16 protein-coding genes and 1 pseudogene are annotated in these 15,858 nt (G+C 59.4%); 4 read left to right on the forward strand and 13 right to left on the reverse strand.

Going from position 1 to position 15,858, the window contains the following annotated elements; all coding sequences use genetic code 11:
- Positions 1 to 61 precede the first annotated feature (61 nt).
- Positions 62 to 1,081, reverse strand: a pseudogene (locus JP75_RS27300) (tyrosine-type recombinase/integrase); the annotation flags it as partial.
- A gap of 497 nt (positions 1,082 to 1,578) precedes the next feature.
- Positions 1,579 to 1,725, reverse strand: a complete 147-nt coding sequence (locus JP75_RS26545; RefSeq protein ID WP_160194673.1) for a hypothetical protein — start codon at positions 1,723 to 1,725, stop codon at positions 1,579 to 1,581.
- 119 nt (positions 1,726 to 1,844) lie between these two features.
- Here JP75_RS26545 and JP75_RS11135 point away from each other — a divergent pair, with 119 nt between their 5' ends.
- Positions 1,845 to 2,039, forward strand: coding sequence for an XRE family transcriptional regulator (locus JP75_RS11135; RefSeq protein WP_341872280.1), 195 nt, complete (start codon positions 1,845 to 1,847; stop codon positions 2,037 to 2,039).
- A 391-nt stretch (positions 2,040 to 2,430) separates the two neighbouring features.
- A complete protein-coding gene (locus JP75_RS26550) occupies positions 2,431 to 2,592 on the forward strand; it encodes a hypothetical protein (RefSeq protein WP_160194674.1) in 162 nt (53 codons plus the stop codon).
- Positions 2,593 to 3,404: 812 nt separating this feature from the next.
- On the opposite strand, the gene JP75_RS11150 is transcribed toward JP75_RS26550, so the two are convergent.
- From JP75_RS11150 to JP75_RS11160, 3 genes are all read right to left on the reverse strand, one after another.
- Positions 3,405 to 5,396, reverse strand: a complete 1,992-nt coding sequence (locus JP75_RS11150; RefSeq protein ID WP_035082756.1) for a phage tail tape measure protein — start codon at positions 5,394 to 5,396, stop codon at positions 3,405 to 3,407.
- 3 nt (positions 5,397 to 5,399) lie between these two features.
- Positions 5,400 to 5,672, reverse strand: a complete 273-nt coding sequence (locus JP75_RS11155; protein ID WP_035082759.1) for a phage tail assembly protein — start codon at positions 5,670 to 5,672, stop codon at positions 5,400 to 5,402.
- Positions 5,673 to 5,737: 65 nt separating this feature from the next.
- Positions 5,738 to 8,917, reverse strand: a complete 3,180-nt coding sequence (locus tag JP75_RS11160; RefSeq protein WP_035082762.1) for a DUF4815 domain-containing protein — start codon at positions 8,915 to 8,917, stop codon at positions 5,738 to 5,740.
- Positions 8,918 to 9,297: 380 nt separating this feature from the next.
- On the opposite strand from JP75_RS11160, the gene JP75_RS11165 reads away from it, so the two are divergent.
- Positions 9,298 to 9,969 (forward strand): DUF4145 domain-containing protein, encoded by a 672-nt coding sequence (locus tag JP75_RS11165; protein WP_035082764.1) that lies wholly within the window; start codon positions 9,298 to 9,300, stop codon positions 9,967 to 9,969.
- Between the two features lie 138 nt (positions 9,970 to 10,107).
- A complete protein-coding gene (locus JP75_RS26555; protein WP_160194675.1) occupies positions 10,108 to 10,263 on the forward strand; it encodes a hypothetical protein in 156 nt (51 codons plus the stop codon).
- Here the strand turns inward: JP75_RS26555 and JP75_RS11170 are convergent.
- From JP75_RS11170 to JP75_RS27220, 8 genes are all read right to left on the reverse strand, one after another.
- Positions 10,260 to 10,892, reverse strand: a complete 633-nt coding sequence (locus JP75_RS11170; protein ID WP_035082766.1) for a hypothetical protein — start codon at positions 10,890 to 10,892, stop codon at positions 10,260 to 10,262. The two genes, JP75_RS26555 and JP75_RS11170, sit on opposite strands and share 4 nt — an antisense overlap.
- A gap of 243 nt (positions 10,893 to 11,135) precedes the next feature.
- Entirely contained in the window at positions 11,136 to 11,816 is a 681-nt protein-coding gene (locus JP75_RS11175) for a hypothetical protein (RefSeq protein ID WP_035082768.1), read from the reverse strand.
- Complete coding sequence (locus JP75_RS11180) at positions 11,809 to 12,387, reverse strand: zinc metalloprotease (RefSeq protein ID WP_035082771.1); 579 nt, start codon at positions 12,385 to 12,387, stop codon at positions 11,809 to 11,811. Before JP75_RS11180 ends, JP75_RS11175 begins: the two co-directional genes overlap by 8 nt.
- A 44-nt stretch (positions 12,388 to 12,431) precedes the next feature.
- Positions 12,432 to 12,866, reverse strand: coding sequence for a hypothetical protein (locus JP75_RS11185; RefSeq protein ID WP_035082774.1), 435 nt, complete (start codon positions 12,864 to 12,866; stop codon positions 12,432 to 12,434).
- Positions 12,863 to 13,147: a hypothetical protein gene (locus JP75_RS11190; RefSeq protein ID WP_035082775.1), complete on the reverse strand. Its 285-nt coding sequence runs from the start codon at positions 13,145 to 13,147 to the stop codon at positions 12,863 to 12,865. The genes JP75_RS11185 and JP75_RS11190 overlap by 4 nt, the downstream gene beginning before the upstream one ends.
- Positions 13,147 to 13,818, reverse strand: coding sequence for an HK97 family phage prohead protease (locus tag JP75_RS11195; protein ID WP_035082778.1), 672 nt, complete (start codon positions 13,816 to 13,818; stop codon positions 13,147 to 13,149). Before JP75_RS11195 ends, JP75_RS11190 begins: the two co-directional genes overlap by 1 nt.
- 143 nt (positions 13,819 to 13,961) lie before the next feature.
- The gene (locus tag JP75_RS11200; RefSeq protein ID WP_035082780.1) at positions 13,962 to 14,852 is read right to left on the reverse strand and encodes a hypothetical protein; all 891 of its coding nucleotides are present in this window, start codon (positions 14,850 to 14,852) and stop codon (positions 13,962 to 13,964) included.
- Positions 14,853 to 15,585: 733 nt separating this feature from the next.
- Entirely contained in the window at positions 15,586 to 15,720 is a 135-nt protein-coding gene (locus JP75_RS27220) for a hypothetical protein (protein ID WP_280113992.1), read from the reverse strand.
- Positions 15,721 to 15,858: the final 138 nt, after the last annotated feature.

Here is a 15,858-nt window from a genome sequence, read left to right on the forward strand (position 1 = left end):
TTTGCTGTGCCGCTTTAGTGTAACGGTCGACCTCCTTGAGCGTCGTGTGGCCGGTAATCGCCATGATCTGGTGACCGCTCCGATTGCTCTCGGCAAGACGACGGGCGGCGGCTTTTCGGAGACCGTGAGAGGCACAATGTTTAAGGTCGGCCTCATCGCAGCGATCCCGAAACCAGTTGCCAAAGCCATTCGCCGTAAAGGGCCGGCCGAACTCGTTGACCAGGAACGTGTCCTTACCTAGTGGGCTCGCGTCGAGAACCGATTGCAGCTCCGGGCGGATTGGAATTTGCAGAGTGATGGGTTTGCGTTCCCTGTTCTTCTGCTGGGTGAAATGCAGCCAGCCATCCTGAACATGGGACGGGCCGAAAAGCACAATGTCGCTCCGGCGCTGGCTGGTGAATAGAAGCAGCGATAAGGCAAGACGGGCCTTGGTGCCTATGGGGTGCCGGCGCTCGAACTGCGCGACCTCGGTGTCGGTCCAGCTATGGTGACCGTCGCCCTTTGCATCAAGGTATGGCACATCCTTAGCCGGGTTGCGTTCTGCCAGCTCCACGCCAGGCTGCACCGCCCAGCCAAAAACAGCGCGCAGCGCCTTCACCATGCCGTTCGCGGATTCGGGGAAATCGGATTTCATGTCGCGCGCCCGCCGAATATGGCGCGCCTCGAGCAGCTTGTATGGCTTCGATCCATCGGTTTTGAGCACGTGACCGAGAATAAGTTTGCGAACGTGCTGAGTGCGCGCGTTCAGGCCCTTAAACTCGGCAGATTCATAATATCGTTCACAGAGCCAGGTCAGGCTCTCAGGATTGGTCGGCGGCTTGGGTGCTCGCTTCGGCGCGATCTCACCATTTGCGGCACGACGGTACTCCAGCAGGAATGCGTCGGTTCCCGGCTTTTCTAGTAGCCGGACTTTTGGGTGACCGGGCTTGCGGTAATAGACGCGCACATTGCCATGGCGGTCGGTGTCTTCAATGACATGCTTGAGTTGGATATCGCCAGAGCCATCGCTGAGCTTAAACCGTGCCAAAAGCGTCATCCCATGGATTTGCAGCGCCCTTGACAGGAAGCGCATCGAAAGCATCGTCTAGTTGGAGTCTGTCCCATACGGTTCGACTGTTCACAAGCCGCGGCTTTGGAGCGCGACCATCTCGCACGAGCTCATCGAAAAGTGCCGGCGAGACGCCAAAATAAGCAGAGGCCTCGCGCCTGTTCAATCCTCGGGGTGCCACACCATAAGGAAGTGCGGACACTCGGACAGAGTTCAAAGAAGAACCATTGTCATTGGCTGGTTGCATAGGCACCTCCGTGTAATGCCCCCCCGCTTTCGCTGGGGGCGTAGGCATTAATGCGCAGATGATTGCCTGCGATTAGCTCTTGTGTACGCCGCGCTCGCCGGTCAAAGCAGGCGGCATCATTTTCGGAAGCCCCGCGCCTGTGTTTGCCGGTGGTGACAGCGGGCGCGGGGCTGGTGTCGGATGGTGAGGCCGGCAAACGTGGAGCGCAGGGCAGGGCTCGAACCTGCATTGATCCGGTTACGGCCAGAGGCTTAGAAGACCCCGCCGATACCCGCGCAACTCTCTAGGCAGCGTCGAGCGCCATGATCTTTTCGAGAATGGCCTGTTGCAGGTCCTTCGGACGCTCTTCCAGGAGAAGGAACAGTTCGCCCCAGGTGACCGGCGTGTTTGCGCCACAGGGCTTGGTTACTGCCACTGGCTTCTTTACCATGATCGCGACCTCTCCTTGGATTCAACATTTAATGTTGATAATCACTAGGTAGCAATCATTGAAAAGAAGGTCAACATAAAATGTTGATAACGCCGGCCGTTTGTCGCGCGGCCAGAGCCTTGATCGATTGGAAGCAACCGGAATTGGCCAATGCCGCGGGGCTCGGCCTATCCACCATTGTAGACTTTGAGAAGGAACGCAGGACGGTATCTGCGGATGCAATTGCCGCCATCTTCGCCGCCCTAGAAGCCGCCGGCGTGCAGTTTCTTGAACCTGGCGACACGGCCGGTGGTGCAGGCGTAGCATTGAAATGACCGACAAGCCCAAAAGGCGCAAGGGCGAGGCTCTTCCGCACAGCCTGCCGCCCATTGGCCTCTCTCGTGAGGTGGCGGCAGCATACATCGACCTGTCCCCGGCTAAGTTTGATGAGCTCGTGCGAGACGGCCGTATGCCCCGGCCAAAACAGATAGATGGTCGGCGCGTGTGGTCTAGGGTGGCAATAGAGAAGGCGTTCTATGCACTCCCTGGGGGCGAGAACGGGGATGAAGGGCCAGACAAATGGGCCGATTTTGGATGAGCCCATTAGCCGCGTTCGCGCGCGCGGCTTGTCGTTGACAAATCAAAGTGTGTTTTGGCACCATCGAATTGGCGGGACCGAAAGCGCCATTCCCGCGCCTGACCAGCGCACCTATGATGGAGTTCAACATGGATTATGTTGGCAACCGCGTTTGGTCTAACTCGTTCGGCGAATATGTCGTCACGCTTCTGTACAAGGATCGGGTCACAGGAGCCGAGCTACCTTTGAGGCGTGTCTATGCGAACGCAATAGAAGCGTTCACCGACGAAGCGCCTTCCGAAATGGCGTGAAGTTACTCGCCCCTCCGGTTGGGTATTGGCTGGTCATCGCGTTTTTCGAGACGATTTTGCTTCGCCGGCCTGCCGACCCCTTGAGGTCGGTGGGAGCTAGATGTTGTGCAAATAACCCTGTGGATAACCTACAGAGTGTGTTTTTGCTTAGGTTTTCTGCTAAAATGAGAGCGCTCACTGTCTCGCATCGGCAGACAGCTTCCAACTGGACCGAAACAAGACGGTGAGCGCAGTTACCCTTCGTTAAAAGGATAGCCACTCATGGCAAACAGCCTACCTCTTTTCAACCCCCTAAATGCACCTGGCATTATGCGTGCTCGACCTCCGCTCGGTCCGATTGGGCAGGGCCCCGCCAGGCCGGTGGCGCCTCCACCCCTTCCGCCTCTGCCCGTGCCTGACCTCTGGTTCACGGATAGCGCGGGCAATCCCTACCGCTTCCTTTTGTGCTCTGCGGGTCACCCGCCCAGAGCTGAATTCGCGCTTTACGCTATGGTCAACTGGCAGAATGTTGTCGGTTACATCGGAAAGGCCAAAGAGGCTCAGAATCGGCTCGCCGGCCATGAGCGGTTGGATGAAGCGATGCGGAAGGGGTACGTCCGGCTCTTCGCATATGAGACTCGCTGGAGCGACCCGTTTTACGAGGATCTCGAAAAGGACCTGATCCACAAGTACAGCCCTCCGCTCAACCTTCATCACAACCCGATGCGCAGCGTTGCTGCAGCTCTAGCGTCTCGAGGCACCGGTATTGCGGGCATGTTCGGTTAGGCCGATCGACTGAGCAGACTTGGCGGGGCTTCACGGCCCCGCCTTCCTCAATCCATACCTCCGTTGCTGTGCGCTGCTCGCACCCGGTCAGCGACTTCCTGACCGACCTGCCGGCCAATCTGCTGGGGGTTCGCATTGGTTGGATTCTGAACAATGACGCTGACATCGCCGACGGTTGTGGTGTTGCCAGCGGGTGGCTGTGCACCGATACGCGGACCAGGCGGCGGCGCGATAGCGCCAAGGTTTGGGCCTCCCATCGAGATGGGAATGGACACACCCTGCGCCGCCATGAAGCGCAACTGCTCCATCAGTGCGCCAAACTGGATCGTGACCGCCGAGCCGCTGGCAGCAAGTTCGGCCTCCATCCTGGCGAGGGTTTCGGCCAGGCGAGCGCGCCGCTCTTCCATGCCTTCTTCCGGCCACTCGGCGATCTCAGCGTCGAGTGTGGCGATCTCAGCTTTCATCGCCTCGATCTGGCCGCTTGTTGCGCCGGTGTAGCCGCCGCCAATGCCGCCTTGCGGATTGTTGATGTTCTGCTGGACGGCGTCACCAAAATCAATCCCGAAGAGGCTATTCGGATTAAGCCTGCCGTTCGCCAGATCATTGCGAATGCTGTTGCGTAGGTTTTCACTTGGCGAAAGGGCGGGATCAGTAGGAGTGTCGCCCCCATAGACCCCCTTGCCGCCGATATAGACCTGCGACGCTATCGCTGCGGTAGTTGCCGTGAATGGCAACGACGCGCCCGTTGCAGCAGTGGTGGCTACTGTGGCCGCGGTGCCGCCTAATCCCGCCAGCCAAGCAGCCATCCCGCCGGCGGCGCCCAGCATTCGCAGACCGATCAGCGCGGCAGTCACTTGGACGACCGCGGCAACAAGCTCTTCGTTGGCCGTTACGAACTTGGAGACGCCATCGATCATCGGGGTGACAGATTCGATGAACTCCGTAAGCTTTGGCAGGAGCGCACCGCCCACTGCCAAGTTCAGTTCTTCGACAGAGGCCTCGAACCTTGCCAGCACGCCGCCGCTGGTTCCCATTCGGCTGTTGAAGTCGGCTTGCACCACGCCATCGGCGCCAAGGGCTTCTGCTCGAATTTCGCGATAGAGCTCCAGATTCTGGATCATCGGCCGGATGAACTTTTGCACCTCGGCGTCGGCGAAGTACTTGCCCAGCAGGTCCTGCTTGCCGCCATCGGTCAGTCGGTCGAGAATGCCGATGGTATGCTCGATGGGGCTCTGCCCTTCGGCAATGGCCTGGTTGACCGATCCAACGATGTCGACACCGGCTTCACCGAATTTCTTGATCGCGTCCGGGGCCATCAGCTTCGACATGTAATTCGAAAGGTTCGTTACGGCCTGTGAGCCCGATCCCGCGCCCATGCGCGCGACCTGCAGAGCTGCGGTCAGGTCGGCCAGCCCTTCCTTGCCGGAAATCCGAAGTGATTGCGCGGATGCGGTTACTTCTTCGAAAGAGCCGGCCATGTCCGAAAGCTCGAACCGGCCCAGCTTGCCGCCGGTGGACATGACGTCGAACGCGCCCTCGATGTCAGCCGCGGCGATGTCCATGTTGGTGAGCAACGCGGTCGAAAGGCTGACCATCTCCTGCACATCCGCTTCGTACGCCGTGGCGACCTTTCCGATGGGGCTGGCAACGGCAAGGGACGTTTGCGTATCGAGCCCGCCCGCCATTAGCCCGTCCAGCGCTTCGGCCATCTGCGTGGCTCCCACGGCGGTGTCAACGCCAAGCTCTCGGGCCGCGGCGCCGATCTCGGCTAGACCCTCTTTGGTTGTGCCGACCTTTTGGTTAATGTCTTCAAGCTTGGACTCGAAGTCGATAGCCGACTGGATTGGAACCCGCACCGCCTGCGCCAGCGCAAACGCAGCAACGGCGGTTGAGGCTAAAGCATTGCGGTGATCAACAAACGCCTGCTGATTGCGGAGGTGATGCTGCCGCATATTTTCGAGGTTCTGGTTTAGTCGCCGCGCCGGGCCGGAAACGTGATCGGTAAGCCCGAGCACCAGCTCGGAATGTAAGCGTGCCATGGGCTATGCCTCCACGGCAGGAGGTAGGGCAAGGATCGGGTAAACAAGGTCGTTGAGAGTGATCTGGTCTTCGATGGAGAGAGCGGCGATGACGCCCACCGGTACGCCGGCCAGACTGGCGTTTATAGCTCGGGTCTTTTCGGCCGCGTCGGTGATTGGCTCAACCGTCAGCACATCGACCAAGTTGACCGGCCTTACAAAGGTCAAGCGGCGGTAAGTGTTGCCCTCAAACTCGACGGGCGATGATGGGCTGAAAACAATTGGGAATTCGACCACGCGGGCCTCCTTTGGATATGAAAAAGCCCGCGCGAGGCGGGCTAGAATGGGTAGGATGGCAAAAACTACATTACGCCAGCCCCAAGGTCGGCGACGCGCGGCCGCGCAGATGCGCCGCCGGTCAAAGTGATCATGAGTTGGATTAGGTCGCCGGAGAGCGTACCCGCCCGATAGTTCTGCTCGACCCATGCGGGGTCAGGCGAAATCTCGGTGGCGGTCACGGGCAAGTCGACCCACGAACCAGCGTCCAGTTTGTACTTGAGCGCACAAGTCGAACCGCTCGGCAGGGACTGCTTTAGGTATGCAGAGATGCGATCGGCCGTCGAAAAGTCGAACGCCCGGGTAACGTACGTCGCCTCAGTCTCAATGCGTCCGGCGATCAATTCGACCGGGGCATAGAGGATGGGCGACATCGTGTTTGTGCCGGTGAGTACGGCGCGCAGTTCGACAGTTTCGGTGATCCACTCATTGAGCTGCAGAACCTGGGAAGGTAGCAGCCGATAGATGGTGCCGTTGGTGCGCTCGACTTCGAACACCACCGAGCAAGCCGAATTTGGCAAGTCGACTGCGGCGCGAACCTGAAGGTCAGAGCAAGCGACCAGCGAGAAGCTGCCTAAATCAACCGTCTTGGTCGTCACGGGGTAGCGTGCTGCGACAAGGTCGAACGTCAGTGCTTCGCCCTGGTGCGCCGACCACGAACGCGCGTTCACCGAATCCAGCCTAGGACCGATGGGATACGGATGCGTCGTCACCGGCTTTTGCAATTCGGCGTCGAAACCGCCAAGGGCAGCAATCGAAATCGAGTGGTTGCCGTCGTCGGTCTTTATGACGAAGGCGCGATCCCGACCTGCGGGGGTTGTTACAGGCAGGCGATAACGTGCCTGTTTTGGGCCGACGACAGCGCCAGTCATGGAAACGAAAGCCTCCGCCTCAAGTCCGACGGTCGGAACGCCGTTCTCCACCGTCACCTGATGGACAAGGATATGGTTCGTGGTGTCGCCAATTGCGCAGAGATGGAAGTTTACGCCCACCAACTGTCTGGTCGTTGGCAGCATGAAGTTCTGTGCCTGCGGATCGGAGCCGCTTGGCGCCTGCACCGGCGGTGCGACCCACTGGTTGATCGTCGTGACGCGTCGCATCACATCAACAGCAATCGTGCCCTGCCCTGCAAATAGCGCTTCGGCAATCGTGCCGCCCCGCCCTACGGCGCGAACCGTCTTTGTTCCAGCCGGAACATTTGGCGGGATCGTGAAGGTGCCGGAGATTTCGCCGTTAGCATCGGCCGCAGCCAACCCGCCGGGCATAACGTCGATGCCATCGAACGTCAGCTCCTCAAGGATCTCGTTCTCAAAAAAGCCAGAGACGGTGAAGTCCACCGAGCGCTGCCGAAGGAATGGAAGCGCTTCGTTTCGGCTAGGCGCGGCCTGCTCAGTGCTGACCGATGAAGTCTGCATCGGCCCGCCCCAATTGATGCCGCGCTGGAATTCCAGCGTGACCGGCGAAGTCCATTGCGTCGTGCGTTCGGTCCAGAAGTCGACGGCCGGTGTCAGGGCGAGGTCGCCCGGAAGCGGAGTGAAATTCTGGTACGGGTTGATCTTCACGCAGCCGGTCTTCAGCGGCTGAGAAACGATGACCTCTTCGACCCAGTCCAGCATGACCGGTGAAGTCAGCGTGGCGTCGTAGAACGTCGGCTCGATGGCAAGTTGCAGAATACGGTTGCCGACGGCGCCGGTCTGAGGCACGCCCTGATCGCGGTAATAGTCCGTCTCGAACGGGTCGACGAACATGTTCTTTTTCGCGGCAGGGTCGCGACGGTCTACTTCGGAACGCATGCGTTCCAATTGCAGCAAACGCTGCATGTCTTCCTGTTGGTTGAGATGGCGGCGCAGCTCGGCCACCGTCACCAGTCGCATGCCAGTGCGTTCGCCATCCACGACGATCTCCGGCGTGCCCATCCAAGAGTTGTGGACCTCGCACAGCGGCAGCACGTTGCCAGGCGGAACTGGCATGACCGGATTGGACCTTGCCGAAACACCGTAGATATAAACCGGCGAACCATTGGGCAGCAGGCCGATGATATCGATCCGCGGCAACTTGTAGGTATAGGCAATGATGATGTCGCCGCCCGTTGCGCCGCCGGAGACGGTGATGCTCGTGTCGGTGAAGCTATCGGCCGTGACCGAAGCGCGGTAGCGATAGGTCACCGTATAGCTAGAGCCCGATGCGGGCTCGGCACCGGCTGGCGCCCAATCCACCCCGTTGCCGGTCCGGATGAAGTCGGTATTGGCGACATAGGTTGTGCCACCCTGCGTCACCGAACTGATCGAAATCACCGACGTGTCGGGAAGTCCGTCAATGCCGTTGGCCAGCACGCCGCGCGTCACTGTGACGGTCTTTTGCTTCGTCAGAAGGATCGACGTAATGGCGTCGATAGGAAACTGTGCAACCGCCACCGTCTGGCTGGCGCCGCCGGTATAGGTGTGGGTTTCACCCGGCACCGCGCCAACATCCCAATCCTCGGTCTCGGAAATGCGCAGCGCTGCATGCCGGACATTCTTGCGCCCGGAAATGTTAGCCTCGCCTTCCTCGATCGAGAAGTGCTGTGCACCGGCATTGGCGCCAAGAGCAGTCACCCGGTTGCCCGAAACAATGTAGTGGCCATGCGGCGCGTCATAGATCGCCAGCGCCTGCATAATGCCGTTCAGCGCGGGCGGCGGGGTCTGATCGAGAATTGTGCCGTCCTGAAGGACGTAGACCTGATGGAACTCGCCCTCACCGTCGTCATCGCCAAGAGCCCATGCGATGGTAGCGACTTCACGCGCGGCGCCATCCTCACCTTCGGCCAGTGAGCCGGGCAGCAGACCGCGCAGTGTCGGGTCGTCCTCGCCGGTCACATATGACCGAACAAGACGCACGCCGATTTCGACGCGGCCGGTCATGGCAACATCAGTAAGCGTAGCCTCTGCAACGGGGAACACATCACCCGCCACGACAATCTTGCCGGCGGTCAGGATGACCGTGCCAGTGCCAATGTCCACGACCGCATCAGCACCTTCGAACCGATCACCGTCCTTTGCCACGAGGCGGCCAAGGCGGTTCTGCCGATTACGCATGATGTCTTGCAGGTCGTTGAGCTCGCGGCCCTGAATGAGTGCACGGCGGCCGTGAAAAACGACGGACTGTTGCTCTTGGCCGTTGGTACTCTGGAATGAGTCCGGCAAGCCGCTGGGGTGCTCGAAAGCCATCAAAGCTCCTATCGATATGAAAAAGCCCGCGCGAGGCGGGCTAGATGGTGACTAGGGGTGAAGGGTTGCGGCGTGCGCGCGAACAGTGATCGCGCTGACGCACACGGGGCTTTCGTCATTGCCCCTCACTTTGCCGGTCCAGTCAAGAAAAGCCCAAGCAGCTCGGGCCTCTCAGCCATAGTCACCGGCGAAAGCGAAATGCATTTAAAAAATGCTGTACCTAGACAAAACTCGCGGCAGCGCTCCCGCAGGGTGTCGGGAGGGGCCAGAAACCCAATCCGGGGTCGACAAAAACGCGGGTGACCTGAGCTTTACTTTTGGTTTGTGCTTGCCACTCGTCTGGATTTGCTGAACATCAATTGTAGCTTTGGGAGTGACTTATGCCGTTCATAGTGAAGGATTGCGTGCGCTGCGGCGTCAAAAACATCCAGATGATTGTGGTAGGTCAGATTTCCCATGAGCCTAACGAATGGGAAGTCAGCGCCGCTTGTACCGACTGCAAGCAACTCAGCATCTGGTTATGGCGAAGCAGGAGCGGAGCTGAGCCAATGAAAATTGGCGGCAATCTAGAGAAGACGGACTATCCTGCCGATGTACGAGGCCCCGTTCGCATAGCCACCGTTGCGGTCGACCTATCTGAACATATTCCAGCACGAATTGCTGACTTGTTCCGCGAGGCGAATGAATGCCGTCAGATGACTTGGTATGAGGCAGCTGGCGCGATTTACCGCAAGACGGTGGATGTGGCGACGAAGCACATCTACGCCACCGATCAGCGACTGGCCGACAAAAAACCAGCTGACGCGCTGCGAGTGAGGATCAAGTCACTCGGCGAAATGAAAATATTGGAAGCAGACATTGTTGAACTGGCCGACGTAGCAGCGCTCGACGGGAATGATGCCGCACATGACGTCGATCCATACACAGCGGAAGAGGCTGAGGCTTTGGAAGATATCACGATGGACCTGCTGGACAGGCTCTTCGTTAGGCCAGCTCGTTTTGCAGCGGTGAAAGCCAAGCAGATTGCTTCGGGTCAGAGGAAGCCTGACTGACCCTCAACATTTAATTGAGGAAATGCGCAAACAGGCGGTACACGAAATCGCTTGGCCGGCGACTCTCGACTTACCCCTTCCTGGCCTAGACTCGATCAGGCCGCATGATCTACTCTTTGTGATCTAAGCGAGGGTAACATGAGCGAAACCGACAAGCCGACAACGAAGCGCGTCTTCATCAGGGATAGTTATACACCGACCGTTGAGGAGAAGGGCAGCCTGACGCCCAAGGTTGAGCCGGTTAGGACTACGAGCCAGGGCGACAGCCCGCCACCTGCCCCTGACAAGGATTAGGCCGTCTTGGGTCGCCTTCTGTAGTCGACGCGGACTATCTGGGAGGCTGGAATGTATGTGGCCTCATAGCCCCATTCGGGATGGTAGGCGGAGTTGGTTTCGACCCATGGTTGTTTCGGCTTTTTCGTATGTGTGACGTACATAACTATGTCGCCGGCGCCGCCCAGCACGCACGGGCCGTTCGGAGCTGACCCGAACTCCCGAAGATCATCGCACTTGAGCCAGGTGTCGTCAGTCAGCTTGACGTGTAGCTGGCGGCCCCAAACATCCGTCACGCTGAACATATTCAGCCAGGCGCTAGGAAGTTCGTCGGTGTGACTTACATCGTTCTGCCGGAGCATTTTGGTCAGCCATTTTCTACCCCGTTTACTCCACCATGCGCCAATAAATGCAGCAGATGCAAATGCGATTAGGGGAGCCAGAACCGACCCAAGCCAGTGCCCTGCGAAGGTCATAAGGGTCACTAGGTAAGACAAGGTAGAGAAAAAGCCAAAAACCAACGTAGAGAACGTGATGTCGATCGTCTTGTGGTGCTCACGAAGGCCAACGTTCGCAACGTAGTAGCCGGAATACCCTGAAGCCAATGTGATCAAAGTGAGCCACGGCAAACTCACCAAATCGAAATCCATGACGAGGTCTCCTAGGGCAGAGGGCAGGGCTTCACGCGTTTAGCCGCAACACGGCACGATCTTAACGTACAAATCACGCCATCGCGACCGTCGTTGAACTTCGCACAACCATGCCATCAACCACTCAATCCGGTGCGCGGTCCGTCCATAACGCTGGCATAAGCAAGGCCCTTGGTGCATAGCAGCGAGGGGGCCTTTGCGTGGACGCTCCGGCCATCTGCGCTATGCCGGCTTGCCCACGGGCTACTCCTCCGGCGTCCAACGAAGGCCCACATCCATTTGTCGCTTAGCATGTGACGATGGGTGAGCCTTATCGGAAAGGACATAACCTTTGGTGTGCGTGGTCCATCGTCCAGCATCGCCAAACCCGCCGAAGTCTTCGACCGGCGGCAGGCTCACAGCCTCATAAAAGGGCGACGTGGTGGCAAACTCGTCAAACCAACCGAGGCGTGCTCCAACAGGATCGATAAGGGTCGATTCATCTGGATCAGAGATCCAGTCATCATTCCAAGCGAGTGCGGCGGCGTCGGCGGCCTTCGCCATGCGGGCAAGCTCTACAATTTTCCGAGCCAGGCTCGGATACTCAGCCTCGATCCTCGCAACGGCGGCTTCGACCGCCTGTTGCGCGTCAGCACGAAGGGCTGCGAAATTCGCTTTCCTTTCGGCGATTTCGGCATCGACACGACGTCTATCAATTTCCTCAATCATGACATGGCCGCGCTCGAGATTAACGCGAGCTACATCAACCTGGCGCTCAGCGTCGAGGACGTTCTCGACGCTACCGTCGAGCAACGCCGCGGCACGCCTGTTGCGTGCTGCAGCGAGAGACGCCTCAAGCGTGGCAATATCGACCTCCGCAGCCAGCGCGCCGATTTCCGTTGATGTTCTGGCTAGGCCAAGGAGACCCTTGAGTTTTTCAAGCATGTGCGGTTCTTCCAAAAGGTACAAAGGCATCAATGATCTCTCGGGCATCAGTGCCGAGGATGGACCGGCGGTCGACTAGCTCGGTGGCTAGGGCCGCGATGGCCGCGCGGATATTGGGACGCGCGACCATTTCGTTGGCTCGGGCTTCACCCTCGCGGAACACTTCGCGCCGGTCGCGACCGTCCAGGTCGGCGCTAGCGGTGGCGTGAAGGGCGGCGCGGCATTCGTCGCAACCTCCGAATTGCGCCGCATCAACGCGCTCGAAAAACTCATCCAGTTCTGCTTCCTGCAACGTGCCAACGGCGCGAGAATAAGCGCGCTGCGCGGCAGGCCCGGCCAGAAGCATGGCGATGGCGGCTACGCCCGATAGCGGGTCAGTTCCGATCACAGAGGCTTGGCCATCAAGCTCAATGCGCTGGTGAGCCGCGCCAAAGGCGTGCGCGACGACGGCGTGACCGCCCTCATGCCAGGCCGTGTCTTCGCTGCCGGTCGGTGGCTCGGCAAGCGCTGCCAGAACCGGCGATTCCGAGCCATTCCAGAAGCGTTCCCGCGGCGCGGTCTCCGTTGACACGACGGCACCAGCAGGGCGTCTACAACATGCTCGCAATGTGCAAGTCATCGGCCGCCTCGTGCCGCTGCGCGTGCGGCAATATCGGTCCAGATCATTCCGATTGGGATGCTGATCGTCGACCGAGACTGGCCGGGCACGGACCAAGAGGTCCGGTCATTGGCGATGCCTGAGCCGGCCGGCGGCGCGATCTGCGCAAGCTGTGCCGGCGTCCCGGTAAGGACGGCATCGCTTTCGGGAGCCCGATGCATGACAATCGCACCGATGCGCGCGGCAAGAGGAGTAGGAAAGGCCATGCGAACTAGGTCTCGAGCGACGGCAAATCCGGCTATATCGCGCGTGGAGTAGCGGACGGCATACCCGTCCTTGGTTCCGAAAAAGCGATTGAATCCGCAGTGGTGCCAATGCCGAATGCGGGCTTCGCGCTCGCCGACCAGCTCGGCAACGTCCGAAGAGGTGAATTGTGGTTCATCCAGCGTCATGTCGACCTCGTCACATAGAATGGATCGGCTGCATCGGCGCGAGCCAACGTGCGGTCGCGGCGGACAAGCCGCCCGCCGCGGTCGGCGATTTGATCGAGCTCGAATTCAGCTGCGTCGGTGATTTCCAGTCGCGTGGCGCCGAGGCGTTCCGCACATCCGCCGATAGTATCGGGCAGTACGGCCAGGAGACGCGGCGCGAGTTCCTGCAACCGACCCAGCGGGGTCGACAGATTTTGGGCGCGAATGATCATGCGGTCATTGATTTGTGTGCTGTCGATCATCAAGTCTCCTCGACCATTGGCCAGAATTCATCGGGAATGAATGCAGGAGTGCGGCCCATCTGGCACACCTCCTCTGGCGTTGCCCTGCGAAGGCACAGTGCTAATCCGACTTCGTCTTGGCGCCGCTGCATCCTTGCGCGTGCGGCCTCTGGGCTGTCATCGCGGCCAAAGCCACGAAATCGAGAGCCAGCGTCTGCTGGGATCGGAACCGCGGAAATCTCCAGCGGTTCCCAATCGATTGCCGTCCGCGTTTCTTCAGCGCCGCCGGTTCCTGCCGACGTTTGGATGGCGTGCGTCCTGTAGCCCACTGAGATATGGCGGATAATTCCGTCGGCGATCTTGCCGACTATCTCGGCATCGTCCTCGGACCGGGAAAGCTGGATCGTCGCTATGCCGACCCCATTCTCAATGCGGGCTGTGCCGGGCACTACCGAACCGAGAACTGATGCGAGACGTCGGTCGTCGTGTGCGTCGAGCAAGGGGGCGCCGGCATTCAGCCGATCAAGCCGCACATGGCCAGGCGCCAGGGATAAAACTTCATCGAACAAGGTATCGGTTAGATAATCCCGACGGCGCACCGCTGCGCCCGTTGTCCAGACCACCTCGACGGTGTTTTTGTCGGCGTCAAATGTCGCTGGCCGCAGGTCGGCAGCGCGAACGTGTTTGTCCATTTTTGTTTTCCAGGAACCAGAAATGTTGGGGCAAAAGAAAAGGCCCCGCCGAAGCGGAGCCGAGTGTGGGCACCTGTGGGTGCCGCCCAAGGGTGCAGGAAAGCGATAGTCGCCCCTGTTACTGTGTAGGCGTCAGCCGCATTTTAGGGACACCAGGTGTCGGCAAGGGAAACCAAAGCAAGGTCTACCGCCTCGATTCCGCGGCGCTCGGCTGTCTTGCCGGTTTGTCCGAGATACTCCCCAATCGACTTCGCGGTCGATGGGCCGCAAGCGAGTTCCAGCACTTCGGCATTACTCTCGCCGACGCGCTGAATGACCAAGCGCCGCTCTCCTGCGGCCTCAATATGCGCTATCGTTGTGCCGGAGTCCGCCGGCTGTGGCAGCCCCTGGGGTGGAAGCACCGCCGGCCTGCGATGTACCCGCACCTCGCGAGGGCGCTCAACCTTGGAACCTGGTTGGCATCGGAAGGTGTCGAGCCAGTTTCGATGGTCGAACGTCAGGCCGCCAACGGCTTTTCGTACCGCTCGCTCACCATTTCTATAGGCATGAGCGGCGCAAACAATGGGCCGGTTTGATGTGCGCCAGCGTGCAGCACGGCAAAGCTCAGATATTGTCGGACGGATTTGCAGGCGGTCATCGGCAGCGTCTTCCGCAAAAGCCTCCTCGCTTTCGTCGGACTCGTACTCGATTCCGTTATCGTTTGCTGGGGTCAGCATCGCCAAGTCAGAGAGTGCCCGCCAGCGATAGAGCAGGCGTAGGTCAGATACTCGATCGTTGCGCAGGAGTCGTTCTGCGGTCGGCCAAGCCAAAAGGTGCCGCCCGTCCCAGTTGTCGCCGATGGCCTGCCTGGATGCTAGCTTAGTTCTCAACTCGGCTATTGAAGGCCCGGCAGAGATTGACGGCCGCTTTGCCTGAAACGGCTGACACCTCAATGGATTCTGAAGTCTCGCTGGCACGACGCGAACGATGGAGCCGTCTGTGTCGAATTCGATATAGGCGCGCGAATTATCATTCGCAGGCGAGCGGAAGGTCATGGTTTCTCCTGGGCGGCGAGGAGGTGATGTCTGGGGTTGGTGCAGATCTACGGCTGCTTTTATTGCTCTCTTGTGCACGGGGTCGCGCTTGGTCTAGGGCGCCGGCCAAATTTCCTTTCCGCCCAAGACTTCCTTTTCCGCCAGTCGTTTCAGACGCCAAAAATCCAACTGTGTCATTTGGTTGAACAGTTCTCGACACTCGTTGAAAGGAAGGAAACGGCCTAGCAAAAAACTTGCAGCGTGCGAGGAATCGCGGCGGCGTACCCGCAGGGTGTCGGGAGGGGCCGGGAGGACCCAATCCGGGGGTGGCGGTGCTAGGGCCGGCTGGTCTAGACATGCGGCCGGTCACAAGGCGCGCGCCGCATGGGCCTCCTCCCCTGGGCAAACGATCTTTAAGACCTCCCCACCCGCTACGGGAGCACTGCCGCGATATCTGTCTAGTCACAGCATTTTTTAAATGCATTTCGCTTTCGCCGGTCGCCTTCCCGAAAGGCCATGATTTGCAGGGGTTTCGAGATATTGAGTGGGAAAGTCGGTGAGTTTGGGTGGGATCGTCAGGAGACTTTTTCGCTCCGATCCATATCGGGCCGCCGGGTGGGGGAAGCTTCAAGCTGTGTATTATCATTGGCCGGCCGGAGGTCTGGGCGCATGGAATAGAACTGGTTCCAGCTCAGACGGCGGCCGCGGTATGGTCGGTTCGTGTCGGTGGTGGGAAGGTGAGTGGCACGGCTGGTCATTGCTGGCGCTCCATATGACGTTCGTCACGGAGGGCGCGAACATCGACTTCAACCTTCCTCATATTTGGTCGGCCTGTGGTGTCGGCGATCTTGGCAACACCGTGCCAAGGTTCGATAGAAATCATATTCAACGTGGCCTCCTGGGGTATTACGGCTAGGCGTATTTTTGGGGGGAGATTTTCCTCGCTAGTCACCAGCGAAATCAAACGGGGCACCTGTAACGCCGAACATGTAACATAACGCCCCCTCTAAGAGGGGGGCTGTTACGT

Source organism: Devosia riboflavina (assembly GCF_000743575.1).
In the GTDB taxonomy this organism is placed as follows: Bacteria; Pseudomonadota; Alphaproteobacteria; order Rhizobiales; family Devosiaceae; genus Devosia; species Devosia riboflavina.

Coding starts and splice junctions, on each gene's coding strand:
- JP75_RS11165 (WP_035082764.1), top strand. CDS start 9,298: ATGCCGTTCATAGTGAAGGATTGCGTGCGCTGCGGCGTCAAAAACATC.
- JP75_RS11195 (WP_035082778.1), bottom strand. CDS start 13,818: ATGGACAAACACGTTCGCGCTGCCGACCTGCGGCCAGCGACATTTGAC.
- JP75_RS11175 (WP_035082768.1), bottom strand. CDS start 11,816: ATGCTTGAAAAACTCAAGGGTCTCCTTGGCCTAGCCAGAACATCAACG.
- JP75_RS11150 (WP_035082756.1), bottom strand. CDS start 5,396: ATGGCACGCTTACATTCCGAGCTGGTGCTCGGGCTTACCGATCACGTT.
- JP75_RS26550 (WP_160194674.1), top strand. CDS start 2,431: ATGGATTATGTTGGCAACCGCGTTTGGTCTAACTCGTTCGGCGAATAT.
- JP75_RS11190 (WP_035082775.1), bottom strand. CDS start 13,147: ATGATCGACAGCACACAAATCAATGACCGCATGATCATTCGCGCCCAA.
- JP75_RS26545 (WP_160194673.1), bottom strand. CDS start 1,725: ATGGTAAAGAAGCCAGTGGCAGTAACCAAGCCCTGTGGCGCAAACACG.
- JP75_RS26555 (WP_160194675.1), top strand. CDS start 10,108: ATGAGCGAAACCGACAAGCCGACAACGAAGCGCGTCTTCATCAGGGAT.
- JP75_RS11170 (WP_035082766.1), bottom strand. CDS start 10,892: ATGGATTTCGATTTGGTGAGTTTGCCGTGGCTCACTTTGATCACATTG.
- JP75_RS11200 (WP_035082780.1), bottom strand. CDS start 14,852: ATGACCTTCCGCTCGCCTGCGAATGATAATTCGCGCGCCTATATCGAA.
- JP75_RS11160 (WP_035082762.1), bottom strand. CDS start 8,917: ATGGCTTTCGAGCACCCCAGCGGCTTGCCGGACTCATTCCAGAGTACC.
- JP75_RS11185 (WP_035082774.1), bottom strand. CDS start 12,866: ATGACGCTGGATGAACCACAATTCACCTCTTCGGACGTTGCCGAGCTG.